Here is a 17,968-nt window from a genome sequence, read left to right as displayed (position 1 = left end):
GCTAGTACAGCTCATCTAGTACAGCTAAGCCGCCCTGTTTTCTTTACCTTCTACGACATTCGCTCCTTCAATGACGGGTTCTTCAATGTCGGCTTCTTTCATCGCTTTGAATGTTTCTGTCTCTTAAAACTCTGCTTTTCCCACCAGGTTGGCATTCGAATCTTGCTGATATACCTTAAGCCAACACTTTTTTTCATTTCGCTTTAAACCATTTCAATCGCTGCCTATGTCTAATAGGTATTGTTCACTCACAGGGAAGACAGATTTGAGCGCACTCACGAGTCCAGATGATGCTCACCAGCTCCTCGATGCCGTATTGGTGCAGCGCGCCAAGCAGGGAGACAAGACGGCATTTAGGCAACTCTACGATCAGCATCACAGACGTGTCTACGCCCTCTGTTTTCGTCTGGCCGGCCAGACCGAGCTGGCAGAAGAAGCCACCCAGGAAACCTTTGTGCGCCTCTGGCAGAAGCTGCCCCTGTTCGATGGCAAGAGCCAATTTACCACCTGGCTCCACAGCCTAACGGTGAATCAGGCGCTGAGCTGCATCAAGAAGCATAAGAGCTTCTGGGCAAGGTTTATGCCGAGCGAAGAGACTCACGCAGCTGCCATCGACTTCGACTACCAGGGAGTGGACAAGTTGCTGATGCGTCTACCGGAGCGCGCCCGTATCGTCTTCGTCCTCTACGCTCTGGAGGGATATCAGCATGACGAGATCGCCAAGCGCCTCAATATAGCCCCCGGCACCAGCAAGGCGCAGTACCACAGGGCCAAGAAACTACTGCAGGAGATGATCTAATGGTCGACAAGGCAGATACGCTCAAGCGTCTCCTCGAAGAGACGCCGAGGGAGATGACGCCAGAGCGGGATCTCTGGCAAGGGGTCGAACTTCGCCTCGATGCGCCTAAGGATAGCCCCCGCAGCTACTGGCGTCCCATGGCGATAGCCAGCACCCTGTTGCTGGCGCTGCTGGTCGGCAAGTTGAGCCTTGGGCCAACAATGCCATATGCCGAGAACGACGCTCTCATCCAGACCCTGGCCGCCATTCAGGCCCAGCATAAGGCGAGCGTCGATGCGCTAAGCCTGACCAAGCGAGTCGATTGGCGCAGCAGCCCTTACAGCCAGCCGGTCGAACAAGGGATAGAACAGCTAAGAACCGCCGCCAAAGAGATCTATGAGGCGCTAAAGCTCAACCCGACTGACAAACAGCTGTGGCAGCTTTGGCTATGGACCCAGCAACGCGAGATTGAATTAATCAAACAGGGGCAGAAACTCCCTGTCGATCGAGATACCACAGGAGAGATGATATGAAAATACAACTAAAAACCACCGCCCTGGTATTGCCTTTTATCTTATTAAGCCAATCTGTGCTGGCGGCGCAGAGCGTGGATAAACGCATCGAAGTCGAAGGGGACCTGCGCCTGAACCTGGAGGTGCAGCGCGGCGAAGTCGAGATCCTCTCCTGGGATCAGGACGCCATCTCCATCACGGGTACCTTAGATGAGCTGAGCGAAGGCCTCACCGTAGAGCAAAAGTCCGGCACTATCTCCATCGAAGATAAACTGCCCCGCCACTACTCGGGTAGCAACAAGGAGGGCTCACGCCTGACCATCAAGGTGCCGGCAAAGCTCAAGCTCAGCGGCGAAGGGGTCTCGGCCAATTACAGAGTGAGTAAGCTTGCCGGTGACATCAATGTGCAGACCGTCAGCGGCGACATCAAGGCCGAAGATCTCACCGAGCAGGTGAACATCAATACCGTCTCGGGCAACATTGTCAGCCAGAAACTTGAAGGTAAGCTCAAGCTGGAGACAGTATCTGGCAACATCAAAGACAAACAAAGCCTGGGCAAGATCAGCTACACCCTGGTAAGCGGTAAGCTGGAGGCCGACAGCAGCGCCGACCAGGTCTCCATCGAGCTGGTATCGGGAGATGCCAAGGTAACTTTAGATAAAGTGGACCGACTAAAAGCCCAGAGCGTCAGCGGCGACCTCAACCTGTCGGTTTCCGCCCTGGCCACCAAGGCCAGCCTGGACAGCGTCAGCGGCGATATCAGCTTCAGCCTACCGGCAAACCTGGATGCCACCTTCGCCATCGACGGCGGCCCAAGCGGTGACATAGACAATCGCCTGACACAAGATAAGCCGAAGCGACCTAAGTATGGCCCAGGCAGCTCGCTACAATTCCAGATGGGCAAAGGCAGCGCCGATATACTGATAGGGACCATCAGCGGCGATATCAACCTCAGGTCAAACTAGGCTCAACGGCCAAGGCCAACCCAACCCAACCTGGGTTGGCCGTTAAAACCCACTCGCCCTATCCAGATTTCCGGCAAACAAGGCCTGAATAAATTCCTCGGCCCCCTGGCTGAGACGACGATTCTTCATCGAGACCACACTAAAGTTGGCGCGAATATCTGGCATACCCACCACCTCTAGCGCCACCAAGTCACCCGAGGCGAGTTCGGCCTGCACCGAGATGTCCGGCGTCAAGACTACAAGGTCACATCCTTGCAGCGACGCCTTGATCGGCTGAAACTGATCATATTTCAATAAACCGGCGTAGTCGTGGCGATCTTCATCAAACAGATCATCAAACTGTTCTCTCAGGCGATCGGGAAAGGCTCTTGGCACTCCCAAGGGATAATCCCTCAGGCTCGGCAGATAGACACGATCAAGCTGCGCCAACGGATGTTCGCGGCGACAACAAAATATGGCATTTGACTGGGGTAGACGACATGTCTCGATATTATCGCGCTGGTCAAGCAAGGTGGCATTGGTTTCGGCGATAAACAGATCCAGCTGCCCCTTAAGCAACATCTTGTAGAGGCGGCTCCAGCTCTCCACTTTCAGCTCGATCAACACCTGAGGATTATCTCGAATAAAGCCCCCCAATGCCGGGCCTATGATGCTGTTCAGTGGGATGGGGCTGGCGCCGATAACCAGGCGCTTCTGCGCTATGCCCTGACGACTCTTGATCTCAGACTCAAGATATTCGAGCTGACTGACGATCTGCTCGCCTTGGGCTAACACCATCTGACCATATTCGGTTAAGGCGAACTGCTTCTCATCTCTGGCCAGCAGACTGGCCCCTAGACGCTCCTCCATCTTCTGAATACTGCGCGATAGAGAGGGTTGAGCCAGATGCAGCTCATTGGCAGCCTTGCTAAAACTCTTTAGCCTCGCCAGCGCGATAAAGTGTCGTAGGTGTCTTAGTTCCATCGGTTAGCCCATAGGTCTGCCAGATAATCAGGTAAAATATCTACGCACGACCCAGCGTCATGCGAGATAACATTTCTATCATTTACCACTTCATAAAGACATAGCAGGCACCCGACACTAGGCGATGTTTCTCGCACAAAGCGAGCAAGAGGTAGCGAAGCAGCAAGGTAAGCAGATGACATTAAAATAAATAATATCAATCAATTATGTCAAATTTCAGTCGACGCCACTCGAACTGAAAATCGCCCAATCACCAAGCAACAAAGTTTTAACAATTTGTATCAGAATGCGACCAAATGCTACAAGCGCGCTAAAAACGACCACATATTTGATCTACAAACAAAGCCGTCATTTTTAGCATTATTCTTCAATAAATGGACGCGAAACCAAATTTATCACCAACAAAACAATCCAATATCGCCAAAAACTTCAGCCAGCGTACTTCCTCATCCCTTAACAATATTACCAATTGCTTAACCATGAATGCATGGCAGCTATAGCCCTATAGCTTTTACGCATTGGCGTCTTTATCACCAACTCATTAACAATCGATAGTTGTACGAGTGCCTTACTTTTACATCGACGCCTCGGCGTTACCTATAAAAAGAAAAGGGAACAACCCATGAAACTGAAGAAAGTTAGTCTCATGACGATGGCGGCCATCTATGCCGCTGGCGTCGGCGGTGCAGCCGCTTCGAGCAATGCTAATAACCATGAGATGCGTGCCATCGAAATTACCGATGCCATCATCCAATACAACGAAGACCTGTATAACGGTAAACGCCGTAATGGTACCCAGGCCGACAATCAACAAAACACACGCGCGGTCTCGACCAAAAACGTGCACCGTGCCATCGCAACCAGCAAAGACAACAAGGTGCCTTTTAAATATGAAGCGGGCATCACAGGCGAGCAGACCTATATTGTCGAGCTCAGCGACAAGCCGGTTTCACTCTATCGCGGCGACCTCCCTAGCCTGGCGGCCACCTCTCCGAGCATGAGCACAGTGCCCGTGATGCTCAATGCCCGCAGTCACAACAAGGTGGACATGAATAGCCGCGCGGTCAAGCGCTACAGCGACTATCTCACCAATAAGCAAGATGAAGTCTTAGCCCAGATGGCCAGCTCGGTTGGTGGTAAGCTGGATGTTAAGAAGCGCTACCAACTCGCCTTCAACGGTATGGCGATGCGCATGACCCAAGACCAGGCGGCGCGCGTTGCGGCGCTACCAGGTGTACGTAACGTCACGCTGGAACAGACCTATCAGCTACACACAGATGTCGGGCCACAACACATAGGCGCCGACGGTATCTGGACAGGCACCACGGCCGATGACAAGTATATGGGTGAAGGCATAGTGGTCGGTGTGTTGGATACGGGGATCAACACAGACCATCCTTCATTTGCTGCCGTCGCCGGTGATGGCTATGTGCACCAGATGCCTGCGCGTTACAGCCACTATCTGGGTGACTGTGAGAAGGCTGAATTTGCCAGCATGTGTAATGACAAGCTGATCGGGGTGCGATCTTACGAGGAGATCACAGATACCTACCTAGACCCAGCCTTCCAGCCAGGTATCCCAGCTTGGCGGATTGAAGAGCCTAAGCGCCCACAAAACGGTGAGGACTACAACGGTCACGGCTCACATACCTCATCTACTGCCGCTGGTAACGTACTGCTAGACGTAGACCATGTAGTACCGCTGCCGGGTGAAGTCGGAGACGGTGTGCCAACAGGCCTGAAATTCCCACGCATTTCGGGTGTCGCACCGCGCGCTAACGTCATCATGTATCAAGTCTGTTACCCTGGAGATGGCAGCTATGGCGAGAGCTTTGGTGGTTGCTTGGGCTCGGCCCTACTCGCGGCTATCGATGATGCCATTGCCGATGGCGTGGATGTGATCAACTACTCTATCGGTAAGACCTACGGCTCTTTCCCTTGGGACGATCCTATGGAGCTAGGCTTCCTGGCCGCTCGTGAAGCGGGCATCTCAGTGTCGGCCTCTGCCGGTAACTCCTATATGCCAGAATATGGCAATCAGGCGCGCGGCGCGATCGACCATCTATCACCTTGGCTCACCTCTGTCGCGGCGACCACACACGGCCGTGAGATCGCTGTCGAAGGTAAGATGCTGACCAATGCCACGGGCGGCGATCAGCCATTAAGTGACTTGGTCGGCTCGGGGATCACCGATGCCTACACAGGTCCAATTGTCGAGGCTAAGGCCTACGGCAGCGAGTATGAGATGTGTAACGAGCCCTTCCCGGCCGGTTTCTTCGATCTCGACCCTCAGGGCAATGCCTACAGCAAGGCGCCAATCGTCGTCTGTAAGCGCGGCGAGATCCCTCGCGTCGAGAAGGCCACCAACGTGCAGGCGGGCGGTGCCGGCGGTTTCGTTCTTTGGAACCCTGAGTACTCAGATCCAACTCATAACGATCCTTATGCCATCCCTGGCATCAACATCGATTATCAAGCCTACTATGGCGGTTGGGACAACGGCTATTTCGGTCTAAGCCAGTGGCTCGCCTCGGGCAGCAACCATGAGATCACCATTGCCGCATCAGAAGTCCTGACCAAGCAAGGCACCAGCGATTATGTGGCAAACTTCTCTTCTCGCGGCCCTAACCTTCAAGTGCCGGACGTGATGACGCCTAACCTGGCAGCCCCTGGTGTAAGCGTATTTGCCGCCTGGGCCGATGAGATGCCTTTTAGCGCGCTGGCAATGCCAGCCGACTATGCGGCCATCAGTGGTACCTCTATGGCAGCCCCACACGTTGCCGGCGCCATGGCACTGCTAACTCAGGCGCATCCGGACTGGACACCTGCGCAGATCCAATCGGCGCTGATGACCACGGCTTCAATCGATGGCGTGACCCGCTCTCGCGACGCCTATCCTTATGATGTGGTGAAGGCAAACCTGACCGATGCAGGTAGCGGGGTGATCAATGTATCGCGCGCCAACAACGCGACACTATTGCTGGATGAAACCGCGGGCAATTACCGCGCGGCCAACCCAAGAAATGGTGGCAATATTCATACCCTGAACCTGCCATACTTCTTCAATACCGAATGTGCCGGCACCTGTAGCTGGATGCGTATCGTCACCGCGACGGAAGATGGCACCTGGACGGTCGATGCAACCCCAGAAAGCATAGATGGCGCTCCGATGCTAGAGCTGGAGGTATCACCTAAGACCTTCACGCTTAAGGCGGGAGAAACCCAAGCCATCAGCCTAACCGCCAAGGTGTTAGAGGTTGAGGCCTATCGCGCAGATTCATCGCAGCTCCAGCTCAACGGTTTAGTGTCTATCACGCCATCAGACACCAGCAAACCTGCACAAAACCTGCCTGTGGGGGTTGTGTACAAGGGCGACAATCTGCCATCTCAAGTCTCTGGCATCATACATAGAGACAAGGGTCACACCCTGACACCTATGTTAAATACCAAGGAGATCCAACAGCTTAACTCTCATGTTTATGGCCTCTCTAAGGCAGAAAACCACGATGTCGCCCTCAAGAGCGCCACGGTGAGAGACTATGCTCAGGGATTCACCCGTGAAGAGATTGAGGCCGGTGGTGCCAAGGTTGTCTTCTTCGATGTCCCCGAAGGCACCAAGCGTATCGTCTGGGAAGTATTGAAAGCACCACGAATCGCCTTTACCTCTCTGGATCTGGGTATGGATATCAACGGCGATAACGACATTCAGTGGGCAGATGAAGCCATCTGTTACTCCTACTCGGATGCCGGTGATTTCTGCGCCATCAACGACCCTGTCCCTGGTCGCTACTGGGCCATCGCCGCAAACATGAAGTGGGAATGGGAAGATGCTAAGAACAGCGCCGACCTGTTTGAACTGAGACTCGGTATAGTCGGTGAGGACGATCACGCCAATATGACGGTTGAAGGCCCTGCCACCAATGATGGCATGACGCCTTTCCAACTGAAGCTTAACCATGACCTATCTGGCGCAGAAGAAGGCGATGTCTACTACGGCGTTGTCAGTATAGGTAGCGACAGCTACAACGACAGTAACCTGGGTGATTTCGGGGTTAAGCTACAACATAAGGGTAGCGACACTCAAATCGAAGCCTCACAAACCGCAGCGAAGGAAGGTGACATCCTAGACTTCAGCGTTGAGCTGGCACCTAACCTGTTAGGCGGCGAACGCGAGTTTACTCTTAACGCTCAACTATCCGATGGTTTGGTACTGCTTGCAGACTCTGTGAAAGTGGGCGGCATGGGAACCTATGCCGAAGACACCAGCGTTGAAGGCAATCTGATCAGCATCGCCAGCACGCAGCCATCTTCCAGTGAGATGAAGCGTCACTATGTCTTCACCACCAATGAGACAGATGCCAGCTGTAAGGTACCTTATGGCGAAGACGAGACCTTCTACGATATTCCTTCGGCTGGTTTCGGCCACATGGGGATCTCTGGATATTCAAATCGTCCAATTTATCTGCCATTAAGTGCCAGCGGTTTACCGACTGTCCCTCTATATGCCAATCCGGATGAATATGGCTATGACACCTTAGGGATCTCGCCATTCGGCTATCTGCAGTTAGATCCTATGCCTATGTTCTGGAATCAAGACCGTCCATTTAACGACTTCTTCCAGGACTTCCCTGATACGCTGATCGCCCCACTCTGGCGTGGTGACGTGAGAATGCCTCAGGCCTCGTTCAACTGGGATACCCTAAAGTATCAAGATGCCGTCTATGGTGTGGTCACCAACAAGCACTACATCTTCCAGTGGGTGGGTGGTGAAGAGTGGAGCAACTTCCTGGTGGGGGCCAACAACCCGGATCCAGATGCTCAATATAATATCGAGACCATAGTGGCCACAGATATTAGCTTTGAGGCAGAGGCACCTGAGATCATCTTCGCCTATCGCACCCTGAAGTCGGCTAACTCTAACCTGGGTTCAATCGGCCTACATGGTTACTGGGGTGAACGCCACACCTTCGGCCCAATCCATGGCTGGTCAAACGATGGCTTTGCCTTCCGTGACGTCGACAGCAAGGTGAAAGAAGGCATGGTGATCTGCGCCGATTACCGCGGTCCAGAGCAATCGGCTGTATCACTGACCTTCTCCGCGAGAGTCTCTGCCTCGGCAGTAGGCAAGGATAACAGCGTTACCGTTGATACCCAGTACGCCGACTCTGAACTGGTCTCTGTCACCCATCATGTGGCGAGCGCCACTAACATCTCGGTTGCGCCTATTGCCGACATGATGATGGAAGAGAACACCACGCTGGAAGGCATCACTGTGACCTACAACGATGTCAAAGGCACTGCCAACGGTATCATGGTATCGGGTGAACACATCACGGCAACTGTTGATGGTGACAGCTTCAGTATCACACCTGATGCCGACTGGTATGGCGAGACCCTGGTGACGGTAACCGTACACGATATGGCCTACCCATCTGACGCCGCCTCCACCAGCTTCATGCTGACGGTGAACTCAGACGGTGTTGAACCTACACCACCGGCGCCGGAAACCCCAGAACAGGGCGGTGACTCTGATTCGGGTGGTAGCCTTGGCTTCCTGGCACTGGGCCTACTGGGTCTAATCGCCGGACGCCGTAAGCTGCACTAAGCAGTATCTGGCAGTAAAACATTTAGTTAGACCTTGTCATTGGGCCCTCTCTGAGGGCCCTTTTTTATGCCATCTTAAATTGGCGCAGCCACTAGTTCATGCCGTGGCAATCACTGCACTCTTTAATGGTTAGCTCTGGGGTATGCACCTCAGCATCGGGTGCATGGGCATCCTTCATGGCGTGACAATCGTTACAGCTTGCCAGCGTGGCCTCTGACTCAGTATGCATGGTCAGGTCGATAGGCTCATGGCAATCTTTACAATCCATGGCGACGGCGGCGCCAGCAAATAGCAGGCCGGCAGCTAGGGTGATCAATGTTTTCATCTCGGGCTCCTGGTTTTGGCAAGTCAAACAACTAAAAAGTTTATATTCAAAGGCTTGCCGCCTTGTATGGCCAAAGGGCACAAGCTCCAGGATGGAAGATCCAAGGAGCAAGGCGCAGCAAGCTATCCGGCGAGCATTACCAGCCAAGATTAAGCCAAACTTAAAAAAGCCGTCGCGATGAAAGAAGTGCCGACAGGATCATAAGCTTAAGTAACGCTTTGTGATCCAAAGCAAAATTTCATCTTGCATAAGACACAAAAAAGCCGCCCTGAGGCGGCTTTTTTAAGCGCAAACAGCTAAGCCAAAGCGGTTAGAAAGAGGTACGCTTATAACGGCGATATTCCGCCGTCCAGAAGTTATCTTCAATCGCCTGCATCAGCAGCTCGTCGCTGGCCGGCAGCGCATGGCCTTGCTCGATGGCAACCTTGCCCACCGCGAAGGCGATATGCTTACTAACAGAGTGAATATCTTCCAGCGCCGGAAGCAAAGAGCCCTCGCCGTCCTTCGCCAGCGGCGAGCACTCAGCCAGGGCACGGCTCGAGGCCATCAGCATCTCGTTGCTGACACGCTTGGCACCAGAGGCCAGCACGCCAAGGCCAATCCCAGGGAAGATATAGCTGTTGTTACACTGGGCGATCTCATATGTCTGCTCCTCGATCACCACAGGCTCGAACGGGCTACCGGTTGCCACCAGCGCCTGGCCCTTGGTCCAGTGCAGAATATCTTTCGGCGTCGCCTCGACGCGGCTGGTCGGGTTAGACAGCGGGAAGATGATCGGGCGTTCACAGTGGGTGTGCATCGCCTTGATGATCTCTTCGCTGAACAGACCCGGCGCACCGGATACACCGATCAGCACGGTCGGCTTACCATTGTGCATCACATCCAATAGCGAGATGTTCTCACTCTCTGTGTTCCAGCCCTCAACCTTGGCCACTTGCTGCGCCAGATTCTGCTGGAAAGGCAGCAGGTTAGGCATGTTGTCTTGCAGCAGTCCCCAGCGGTCTACCATGAACACCTGCTGGCGCGCCTGCTCGTCGCTGATCCCTTCTGAGACCATCTGGGCGATGATCGCCTCGGCAATACCACAACCTGCGCTGCCCGCGCCCAGGAAGGCGATGCGCTGCTGGCTCAGCTTACTGTCCGCCGCCTGACAGGCCGCCAACAAGGAGCCAACGGTCACCGCCGCCGTGCCCTGAATGTCATCGTTGAAGCAGCAGTATCTGTCCTTGTAACGCTCAAGCAGCGGCATGGCGTTTTTCTGGGCGAAATCTTCAAACTGGATCAATGCATCCGGCCAGCGTCTGTGTACCGCCTCCATGAAGGCCTCGACAAACTCGGCATACTCTTCGCCGCCGATGCGCTGATTACGCCAGCCCATATACATAGGATCTTCCAGCAGATGCGGGTTATCTGTGCCCACGTCTAAGGTGATAGGCAGCGTATAGGCCGGACTGATACCGCCACAGCTGGTGTAGAGTGACAGCTTACCGATAGGAATACCCATGCCGCCGATCCCCTGGTCACCCAGACCCAAGATACGCTCACCGTCGGTAACAACGATGATCTTCACCTTCTGACGGGTCGAGTTGTTGAGGATGTCGTCGATGCGATCCTTGTTGGGATAAGAGATAAACAGGCCGCGGTTACGACGATAGTTTTTCGAGAAACGCTCACAAGCCAGGCCAACCGTCGGCGTGTAGATGATGGGCATCATCTCGGTAATGTGGTTCTGCAGCAGACGGTAGTACAGAGTCTCGTTGGTATCCTGAATGTTACGCAGATAGATATGACGGTCGAGATCGTTGCCGAAGTTCTTGTACTGATCGTAGGCGCGCGATGCCTGTTCTTCGATGGTCTCGATCACGTGAGGCAGCAGGCCCTCTAGGTTAAAGAAGATACGCTCCTCTTCGGTGAAGGCACTTCCCTTGTTGATCAAGGGGGCTTCAAGAATGGCAGGGCCGGCAAAAGGAAGATATAGCGGGCGTTTATTATCGTCCATTGGTAACCTTTTCTCTATCTGTGGGTATGTTGGAATGGCTGTGCTATCAATTTTGGCAAGATTACCACAAAGTGTGATCTTTGTTGCCTTTCGCGCGATCATTTTTTTTGATTATTTTCACACCCTGGTTGTTTTAAACAGCCATGGCACAGCCCTAACCCCAGGCATAAAAAAACGCGGCCTGAGCCGCGTCTTTAGAGAATGATATTATTTACTTACCGCGATACTTGATCGACAGCCCCATCAAGAAGTTGCGCAGCACCTGGTCGCCACACTCTTTAAAGTGCTTGTGACCGGGTTTTCTAAACAGGGCACCCAGCTCGGAACTACTCATCTTAAAATCCGCCAGGGCCAAGGTCTCGATGATATCCTCTTCACGCATCTCAAGGGCGATCCTCAGCTTCTTGAAGATCAGGTTGTTGTTTAACTGAGACACGGGAGTGGGGATCTCTGCTCCATCGCGCAGGCCGCGTTTTTCGATGATCAAGCCATCCAGAAACAGGCACAAGGTCTTGTCGTTACAGGGCTTATAACCCTCTTCGGCCTCTTTCTTGAGCATGTTGAGCAGGACTTCCTGGCTCATCTCATGTTTGACCTTGGCGAAGATCTTGATCATCTTGGCATTCTTGTAATCGAATACGAATCGTAGACGGCGTAAAATATCGTTATTTATCATGACTTAAATTCTTAAATTACTGGCTCGCGCGGGTGCGCCTGCCATAGCGACGACATTATAACCGACTTTGCGTCGGCGCCGAGGCATTATTTTCAAGCTTGCTACCTGGCATCAAGCTCTCTCGCAGTGCCTGACGCAGCTTATCGTGCAGGCCAAAGGCTTGATTACTCTGTTCGATCGGCCAGGAGGCGTTTTCCAGCACCACCAGATAAGTGTCTGACTCGGGATAACTCAGGCTGAGGGATTGATAGCCAGGCAGATAACCAGAATGGCTGTACTCCTTTATCCCCTGCTGGTTTACCTGCACGCCGAAGCCGTAAAAGAGCTGCGACCAACGATGCGGCCGCAATATCTTGGGAGCCATCATAGCTTGGTAAGCCTCTTTGCTCAGCAGCTTTCCGCCATGGAGCGTACTGAGGTAATTCAGTAGCCCAGTAGCCGAGCCCGTCATGCCGCCGCCGGGCAGTAGATTCATCTGCACATCATATTCCATCGGCTCTTGGGTGCTTATCTCTATCCCTGCCATCAGCCCCTGCTGCGCCCCAAGCTGGGCCTTGATTCCTTTGACGCCGTGCTCGCTTAGAAAAGCATTCACCAGGGTGGCAAAATCCTGCTGATAGGTAATTTCGAGCAGCTTTGCCAGCACCTGAAAGCCCAGGTTAGAATATTGAAAATCGCTGCCAGGCGCGAACCGATTCGCCTTGCCCTGAGACGCTATGCCAGAGCTGTGGCTAAGCAGCTGAGCGATAGTGATGCGCTCGTCATAGGTTGGCAAATTAGTCGATACCAGATAGGGAGTAATCTTATCCTCCAGAGCCAACTTGCCCTGGCTTACCGCCTGCATCACCAGGGCGGCGGTGATCATCTTGCTCTGGGAGGCCAACATGACCCGGCTATCGAGTGTCGGCGCGGCGGCCTCACCGTAAGCATTAGTCTTCACGTAGCGCAGCTCACCGCGCTGCATCAGGGCGATCACTCCATAGAAGGGACGCTCGTTGGCGGCGATGATGTTATCGAAAGCACTGCCGATCTTGGCAAAAGCCTCGCCAATCGCCAAGTCATGCGCAGATGGTACATCAACCCGCTCAGCAGCTTGCTCAATCTTAGCCTCAATAACTAGCTCGCTAGCAGCCACGCTGCCGCTGGCCATGGCCCCCAGCAGACAGAGGCTGCTCGCCAACACACTCATCTTCATCCTTGTTCTCCTACACGGCTTAACCGATAAACTTCCAGTAGACAAATAAAGCGGCAAACCCTAGCAGATAAGTCATGCCGATCCAAGAAAGCAGCCGCATGGCCACACCATAGCGATCGCCGGGCGCCAGGTTGTCACTGGTCATCAGGCGATAGTTGAGCCAGGCGAAGATGATGGTGGTCATGAAGGCCAGGGTCATCACAAACTGCAGCAGTGGCAGCAATGCCCCCTTGAAGAAGAGTATGATCCCCAGCCCCAGCAGGCTCACAGCCAACATGGTCAGGTTGAGGCCGCGCTCGCTGACCTCATCCTTACGCAGAAGCTGCACACTCAGGATAAGGGTACGGCTGTAACCATCCACTACGGTAACCGTGGTGCTGAAGATACAGAGCAGGGCCACCAGGGCGATCAGATAGCGGCTCCCCTCCCCCAGCACCTGGCTATAGAGCTGAATCAACTGCTCGGCAAACTTGGCCCCGGAAGGCGAGAAGTGTACGCCTGAGCCGTGCATCACCATGGCGCCCAGCGAGAGAAACACCACGGCCAGTATCGCCGTGGTGATGAAGCCCAGATTAAAATCGAACAGCGCCTGCTTAGGCGTCACCATCTGCTGTTTCTGCTTTTCCAAAAGCCAGAGGGAGTTCCAGCAGCTCACCTCAATTGGCGCCGGCATCCAACCCATCATGGCGACCAAGAAGCCCACATGAGCCCACTGCCAGGGAGAGGGCGACACGAAGCCCGGCGCCAGAATAGGTTCAGCGTTAAAGGCCAGCGCGGCGGCGCTCAGGGTGGTCACTGTCAGGCTGAGCATGATCACCTTGGTCACCCTATCCAGCACCCGATAATGACCCAGCACCAACAGCAGCAGGCTGGCGACCAAGACGATCAGCGCCAGCAGATCGATTGGCAGCGGAATAAACTGGGTGAGCAGCGCGGCGGTTAACATGGCGACGCCTGCGGTGCTAGCCACCGCCGCCAAGGCGTTGAGCAGCGAGAAGAGCAGCAGATAGCCCCTTCCCTGACGTTGATAGCCATGCAGCAGGCTCTCACCGGTCGCCGCCGTATAGCGGGCCCCGGCGGCAAAGAAGGGATACTTGAGCAGATTCACCAGAAGTATCACCCAGGCCAGCTGCCAGCCAAACTCGGCGCCTGCACGGGTCGAGGCCACCAGATGCGAGGCGCCGATTGCCGCGGCCGCCATCAGCAGGCCAGGGCCTGTGGCGGTTAACAATCGGCGGCACTGCAACCAGAGGCTAGTCTGGGTTGTATTTACACTTACGTCTTCCACTCTCGATTTCCTTCAGATAAACAAAAAATGCTTGGCCAGGCAGGGCTCTGTCAACGCCAGCCTGCTGCGGCTGATGCTAAGGCTGAGCCAGCTTGTGCTAAGACTGAGCTAGCTTGGCCTCGATGCGCCTCAGGGTCTCCTCGATACTCTGCAGGCAGGCCAGGGTCTGGGCGGCCACATCTACTTTCGCCTCGCCGGGCTGGCTCTGCTCGGCGAGCGCACTCTTTTGCGCCATCACGGCGGCGCGAAACTCGGCCACCGCCTCGACGCCGGTAAGGCTGATCAGCGCGCCATTACCCGACTGCCCCGCCGTCTCTATGGTCAACTTGTGGATGCCGAACATGCGCATCAGTGGCCCCTGGATCATCGCCATGTCGGTGATCTTATCCAGCGGTACGGTATTTTCGGTGCGGGTGAGTATACCCTTACGCACGATAAGCTTCTTGGTGGTCAGCTCGGCGCTCATGTTGGCGATATACCTGTGCGTCGCCCAGAGGCCGATGGGATACCAGAGCAGCAAGAGCGGGATACCCACGACAGAGACGGCAAGCACTAACGCCCCCGAGGTCAGCCAATAGTGCCCAAGCTTGCGGTGAAAGCGCGCGTCGAGCAGTGTTTTTTCTTCCATTTTATTTACATCTCCCCATAGGTCTGGCGGGAACCGAGCTATGACAATGCCAAGAGCTTTTGTATTAATCAATCAAATTCATGGGTTTATTTATTTACATTTGTTATCAATTCGCCCTATTGACTTTGTTACTTTAGGAATTAGTTTAGTAACGTTAATGTAACAAATGGTGGCGGTAGTTAAGTCGTAGTCACTGAATTAAAAATATAATGATTCAAAAGGGATGAACATGAAAAGACCTCAATACTGGCCCAGCGCCTGCGCTATCGCCATTACCATTGCGCTAACCCCACATGTTTATGCGGCCGACGAAGGCGTCGAGCGCATAGAAGTCACAGGCTCTCGTATTAAACGTACCGACATCGAAGGCCCATCGCCAATCCAGTCGATCAACAAAGACGATATCGCCAACATGGGTTTCGACAACCTACAACAACTGCTGGAACGCATGCCAGCCAACGGCGCGGGCGCCTTCTCGACCCGAGGTAACAGCCAGGACTCTACCGCCAACGGCGCGGCGTCTATCAGCCTGCGCGGCATGGGCCCAGACGCTACTCTGGTACTGATTAACGGTCGCCGCGTGGCCATCAGCTCATTCGCCGAGGGGATCACTAACTCCTTCGTCGACATCAACAATATTCCAGTATCCGCCATCGAGCGTATCGATATCCTTAAAGATGGCGCCTCGGCCATCTATGGTTCAGACGCCATCGCCGGTGTGGTCAACATCATTCTGCGTAAAAACTTCGAAGGTATCGAAGTCAACCTGGGCTACGGCGAGGCCTCTGGCTCCGGCTATGACGAGCAGAGCGGCTCTATGCTTTGGGGCATGCAGTCCGATAAGGGCAGTGCCTCTATCATTCTCGATTACTTCAAAAACAGCACGCTCGCCGCCAGTGAGATGGGCCGCTTCGGCACCGCCAACCAGAGCCCATACGGCGGTGAAGATTTCCGCTCATCACGCGGCTTCCCAGGCTACTTCTATGTCGATGGCGTCAAGACCATAGACCCTGACTGTCCGGCCGATTCGGCCACCGCCAGCGGCAGCTGTCTGTTCGACTACGGTCCATACAACCTCACCATCCCAGCCGCCGAGCGTGTGGGGGCAATCGCCCAGTTCGACTATCACCTGAGCGATGAGATGACCGCCTTCCTGGAAGTCGCGGCCCAGCACAACACCTCTGAGGCCGGCGGCGCGCCGACTCCGCTGGATGAAGATGCCATGCTGACGGTTCCAGGCACCCACCCTAACAACCCGTGGGGCAAGGATATCGAGATAGGTCGTTACCGCACAGTGGATGCCGGCGCCCGTCGCTGGGACATAGAATCTGACACCCTACGTCTGGTTGCGGGCCTACGTGGCAACATAGATGAATGGGATTGGGAAGTCTCGGCTCAGAAAGGCCGCAGCGAATCAACCCAGAAGGGTGACAGAACCCAGGGCTGGGTGCGCACCGACTTCCTGCAAGCCGAGATCGACGCCGGTAACTACAACCCATTTGGCGGCACCATGAATTCACAGGATGTGATCGATCGCATCACCACCAGCCTGGTTCGCCAAGGTGTATCACACCTGACCGCTTATGACGCCAGCATCACGGGCCCGGCCTTTACCCTGGCGGATCGTGAAGTCATGATGGCGGCGGGCGTCGAGTACCGCGAAGAGGATGTGAGCGATGTCCCGGATGATCAATTCCAGCGTGGCCTGATCTTCGGTACCGAAGCCGTGTCAGCCCAGGCAGACCGCGACCAGTACGCGGCCTATGTGGAATTCTCTATCCCGGTTACGGACAACTTCGAGCTGCAGCTGGCCGGCCGTTACGATCACTACAGCGATTTCGGTTCAACCACTAACCCTAAGGTTGCCTTCCAGTGGGGAATTAGCGATCAGCTGACCGCTCGCGCCTCTTGGGCGACCGGTTTCCGCGCACCATCTCTGGCACAAATCGGTCTTGGCCCATCGAGAGAGAGTAGCTTCTTCATCGATACCTACCGCTGCGCCGCCGACAACGTCGACTGTACCGCGCTGGACTACAACACAGAATTTGCCGGTAACTCAGAACTGGACGCCGAAGAGTCAGAAACCTGGAACGCGGGCCTAATTTGGGCACCGAGCCAGAAGTTTGATATCGGCTTCGATGTCTTCAGCATCACCCAAGACAACAAGATCGATAAGCAGCCACTGGGCGAGATCTACCTGGCGAACTGTAACGATCAAAACAGCACTGTGTGTGAGCGTCTGGCGCCGCAGCCGGGGCAAACATTAGGCCCAATCAGCCTGATCCACTCAAGCTTCATCAACTTAAGCTCGCAAGAGGTTCAAGGGGTGGACGTTTCCAGCCACTATGGCCTGGAGATGGACCGCTTCGGCGACCTCAAGTTTGGCCTGGAATACAGCTACCTGCACAAGTTTGAGAAGGACAAGCTGGATTACACCGGCGAGTACCGCTACCCGCAACATCGCTGGTTGCTGACCACCAACTGGACCATGGATGACTTCGCCGCCAACATCAACTTCAGCTACATTGGCGAGTTTGAAGATACGCCAGATATCGACTTTGACGGCTCACTCGACTTCGAGGTCAACAAGTCGCGTATGGTCGAGTCGCAACTATTGGTGGACATGTCTGGTTCATACCGCTTCAACGACACCTTCAAGTGGACAGTCGGCGTCAACAACGTAATGGATGAAGAGCCGCCATTTGCCATCGGCGACGGCGACACCGACCTCTACGGCTATGTGATTGCCACCCATAACCCAATGGGCCGCTACTTCTACACCAAGTTGAGCATGAGGTTCTAATACCAATCACACTAAGTAAGCTATCAGAAATAGCGTAAGAAAAACGTTTGAGAACAAGGCGGGATTTTTCGATAAGTAGTTATTCTACAATCAAAAAAGCTAACGCAGTTATCGAACGTTTTAACAAGCTTGGATGATCAGCTATTTACTAGGATAGGTAAAACATACACTGTCACAAAAATGGCATCCAAATGGATGCCATTTTTATTTACACTCATTACTCACCTAAAAACA

The 17,968-nt window shown here is 54.2% G+C and carries 12 protein-coding genes; 5 read left to right on the top strand and 7 right to left on the bottom strand.

What is annotated here, in order from left to right:
* Nucleotides 1-226 precede the first annotated feature (226 nt).
* The 3 genes from K0H81_RS04790 to K0H81_RS04780 are packed head-to-tail and all read left to right on the top strand — an operon-like array spanning nucleotide 227 to nucleotide 2,255.
* On the top strand, nucleotides 227-799 hold the full coding sequence (locus K0H81_RS04790; protein ID WP_434086879.1) for an RNA polymerase sigma factor: 573 nt from the start codon (nucleotides 227-229) through the stop codon (nucleotides 797-799).
* Nucleotides 799-1,311 carry a hypothetical protein gene (locus tag K0H81_RS04785; RefSeq protein WP_220060098.1) on the top strand — a complete coding sequence of 171 codons (513 nt, stop codon included), beginning with the start codon at nucleotides 799-801 and terminating at the stop codon, nucleotides 1,309-1,311. The genes K0H81_RS04790 and K0H81_RS04785 overlap by 1 nt, the downstream gene beginning before the upstream one ends.
* Nucleotides 1,308-2,255 carry a DUF4097 family beta strand repeat-containing protein gene (locus K0H81_RS04780; protein WP_220060097.1) on the top strand — a complete coding sequence of 316 codons (948 nt, stop codon included), beginning with the start codon at nucleotides 1,308-1,310 and terminating at the stop codon, nucleotides 2,253-2,255. The genes K0H81_RS04785 and K0H81_RS04780 overlap by 4 nt, the downstream gene beginning before the upstream one ends.
* Before the next feature lie 42 nt (nucleotides 2,256-2,297).
* On the opposite strand, the gene K0H81_RS04775 is transcribed toward K0H81_RS04780, so the two are convergent.
* Nucleotides 2,298-3,218, bottom strand: coding sequence for a LysR family transcriptional regulator (locus K0H81_RS04775; protein ID WP_220060096.1), 921 nt, complete (start codon nucleotides 3,216-3,218; stop codon nucleotides 2,298-2,300).
* Nucleotides 3,219-3,840: 622 nt separating this feature from the next.
* On the opposite strand from K0H81_RS04775, the gene K0H81_RS04770 reads away from it, so the two are divergent.
* The gene (locus K0H81_RS04770; RefSeq protein ID WP_220060095.1) at nucleotides 3,841-8,820 is read left to right on the top strand and encodes a S8 family serine peptidase; all 4,980 of its coding nucleotides are present in this window, start codon (nucleotides 3,841-3,843) and stop codon (nucleotides 8,818-8,820) included.
* A 91-nt stretch (nucleotides 8,821-8,911) separates the two neighbouring features.
* Here K0H81_RS04770 and K0H81_RS04765 read toward each other — a convergent pair whose 3' ends face one another.
* From K0H81_RS04765 to K0H81_RS04740, 6 genes are all read right to left on the bottom strand, one after another.
* Nucleotides 8,912-9,145, bottom strand: a complete 234-nt coding sequence (locus tag K0H81_RS04765) for a hypothetical protein (RefSeq protein WP_220043157.1) — start codon at nucleotides 9,143-9,145, stop codon at nucleotides 8,912-8,914.
* Nucleotides 9,146-9,455: 310 nt separating this feature from the next.
* Nucleotides 9,456-11,144: an NAD-dependent malic enzyme gene (locus K0H81_RS04760; protein WP_011866759.1), complete on the bottom strand. Its 1,689-nt coding sequence runs from the start codon at nucleotides 11,142-11,144 to the stop codon at nucleotides 9,456-9,458.
* A gap of 211 nt (nucleotides 11,145-11,355) precedes the next feature.
* On the bottom strand, nucleotides 11,356-11,820 hold the full coding sequence (locus K0H81_RS04755) for a YehS family protein (RefSeq protein WP_220060094.1): 465 nt from the start codon (nucleotides 11,818-11,820) through the stop codon (nucleotides 11,356-11,358).
* 55 nt (nucleotides 11,821-11,875) lie between these two features.
* Nucleotides 11,876-13,015: a serine hydrolase domain-containing protein gene (locus K0H81_RS04750; RefSeq protein WP_220060093.1), complete on the bottom strand. Its 1,140-nt coding sequence runs from the start codon at nucleotides 13,013-13,015 to the stop codon at nucleotides 11,876-11,878.
* 19 nt (nucleotides 13,016-13,034) lie between these two features.
* Nucleotides 13,035-14,261: an Nramp family divalent metal transporter gene (locus K0H81_RS04745; protein ID WP_258406443.1), complete on the bottom strand. Its 1,227-nt coding sequence runs from the start codon at nucleotides 14,259-14,261 to the stop codon at nucleotides 13,035-13,037.
* 139 nt (nucleotides 14,262-14,400) lie between these two features.
* The gene (locus tag K0H81_RS04740; protein WP_220060091.1) at nucleotides 14,401-14,931 is read right to left on the bottom strand and encodes a PH domain-containing protein; all 531 of its coding nucleotides are present in this window, start codon (nucleotides 14,929-14,931) and stop codon (nucleotides 14,401-14,403) included.
* 229 nt (nucleotides 14,932-15,160) lie between these two features.
* Between K0H81_RS04740 and K0H81_RS04735 the strand changes: the two genes are divergently transcribed.
* Entirely contained in the window at nucleotides 15,161-17,734 is a 2,574-nt protein-coding gene (locus K0H81_RS04735) for a TonB-dependent receptor (protein ID WP_144201810.1), read from the top strand.
* Nucleotides 17,735-17,968 lie beyond the last annotated feature (234 nt).

The organism is Shewanella halotolerans, assembly GCF_019457535.1.
Lineage (GTDB): Bacteria > Pseudomonadota > Gammaproteobacteria > Enterobacterales > Shewanellaceae > Shewanella > Shewanella halotolerans.
Note: the sequence above shows the minus strand (reverse complement) of the source record. Positions and strands in the feature narration are given on the sequence as shown.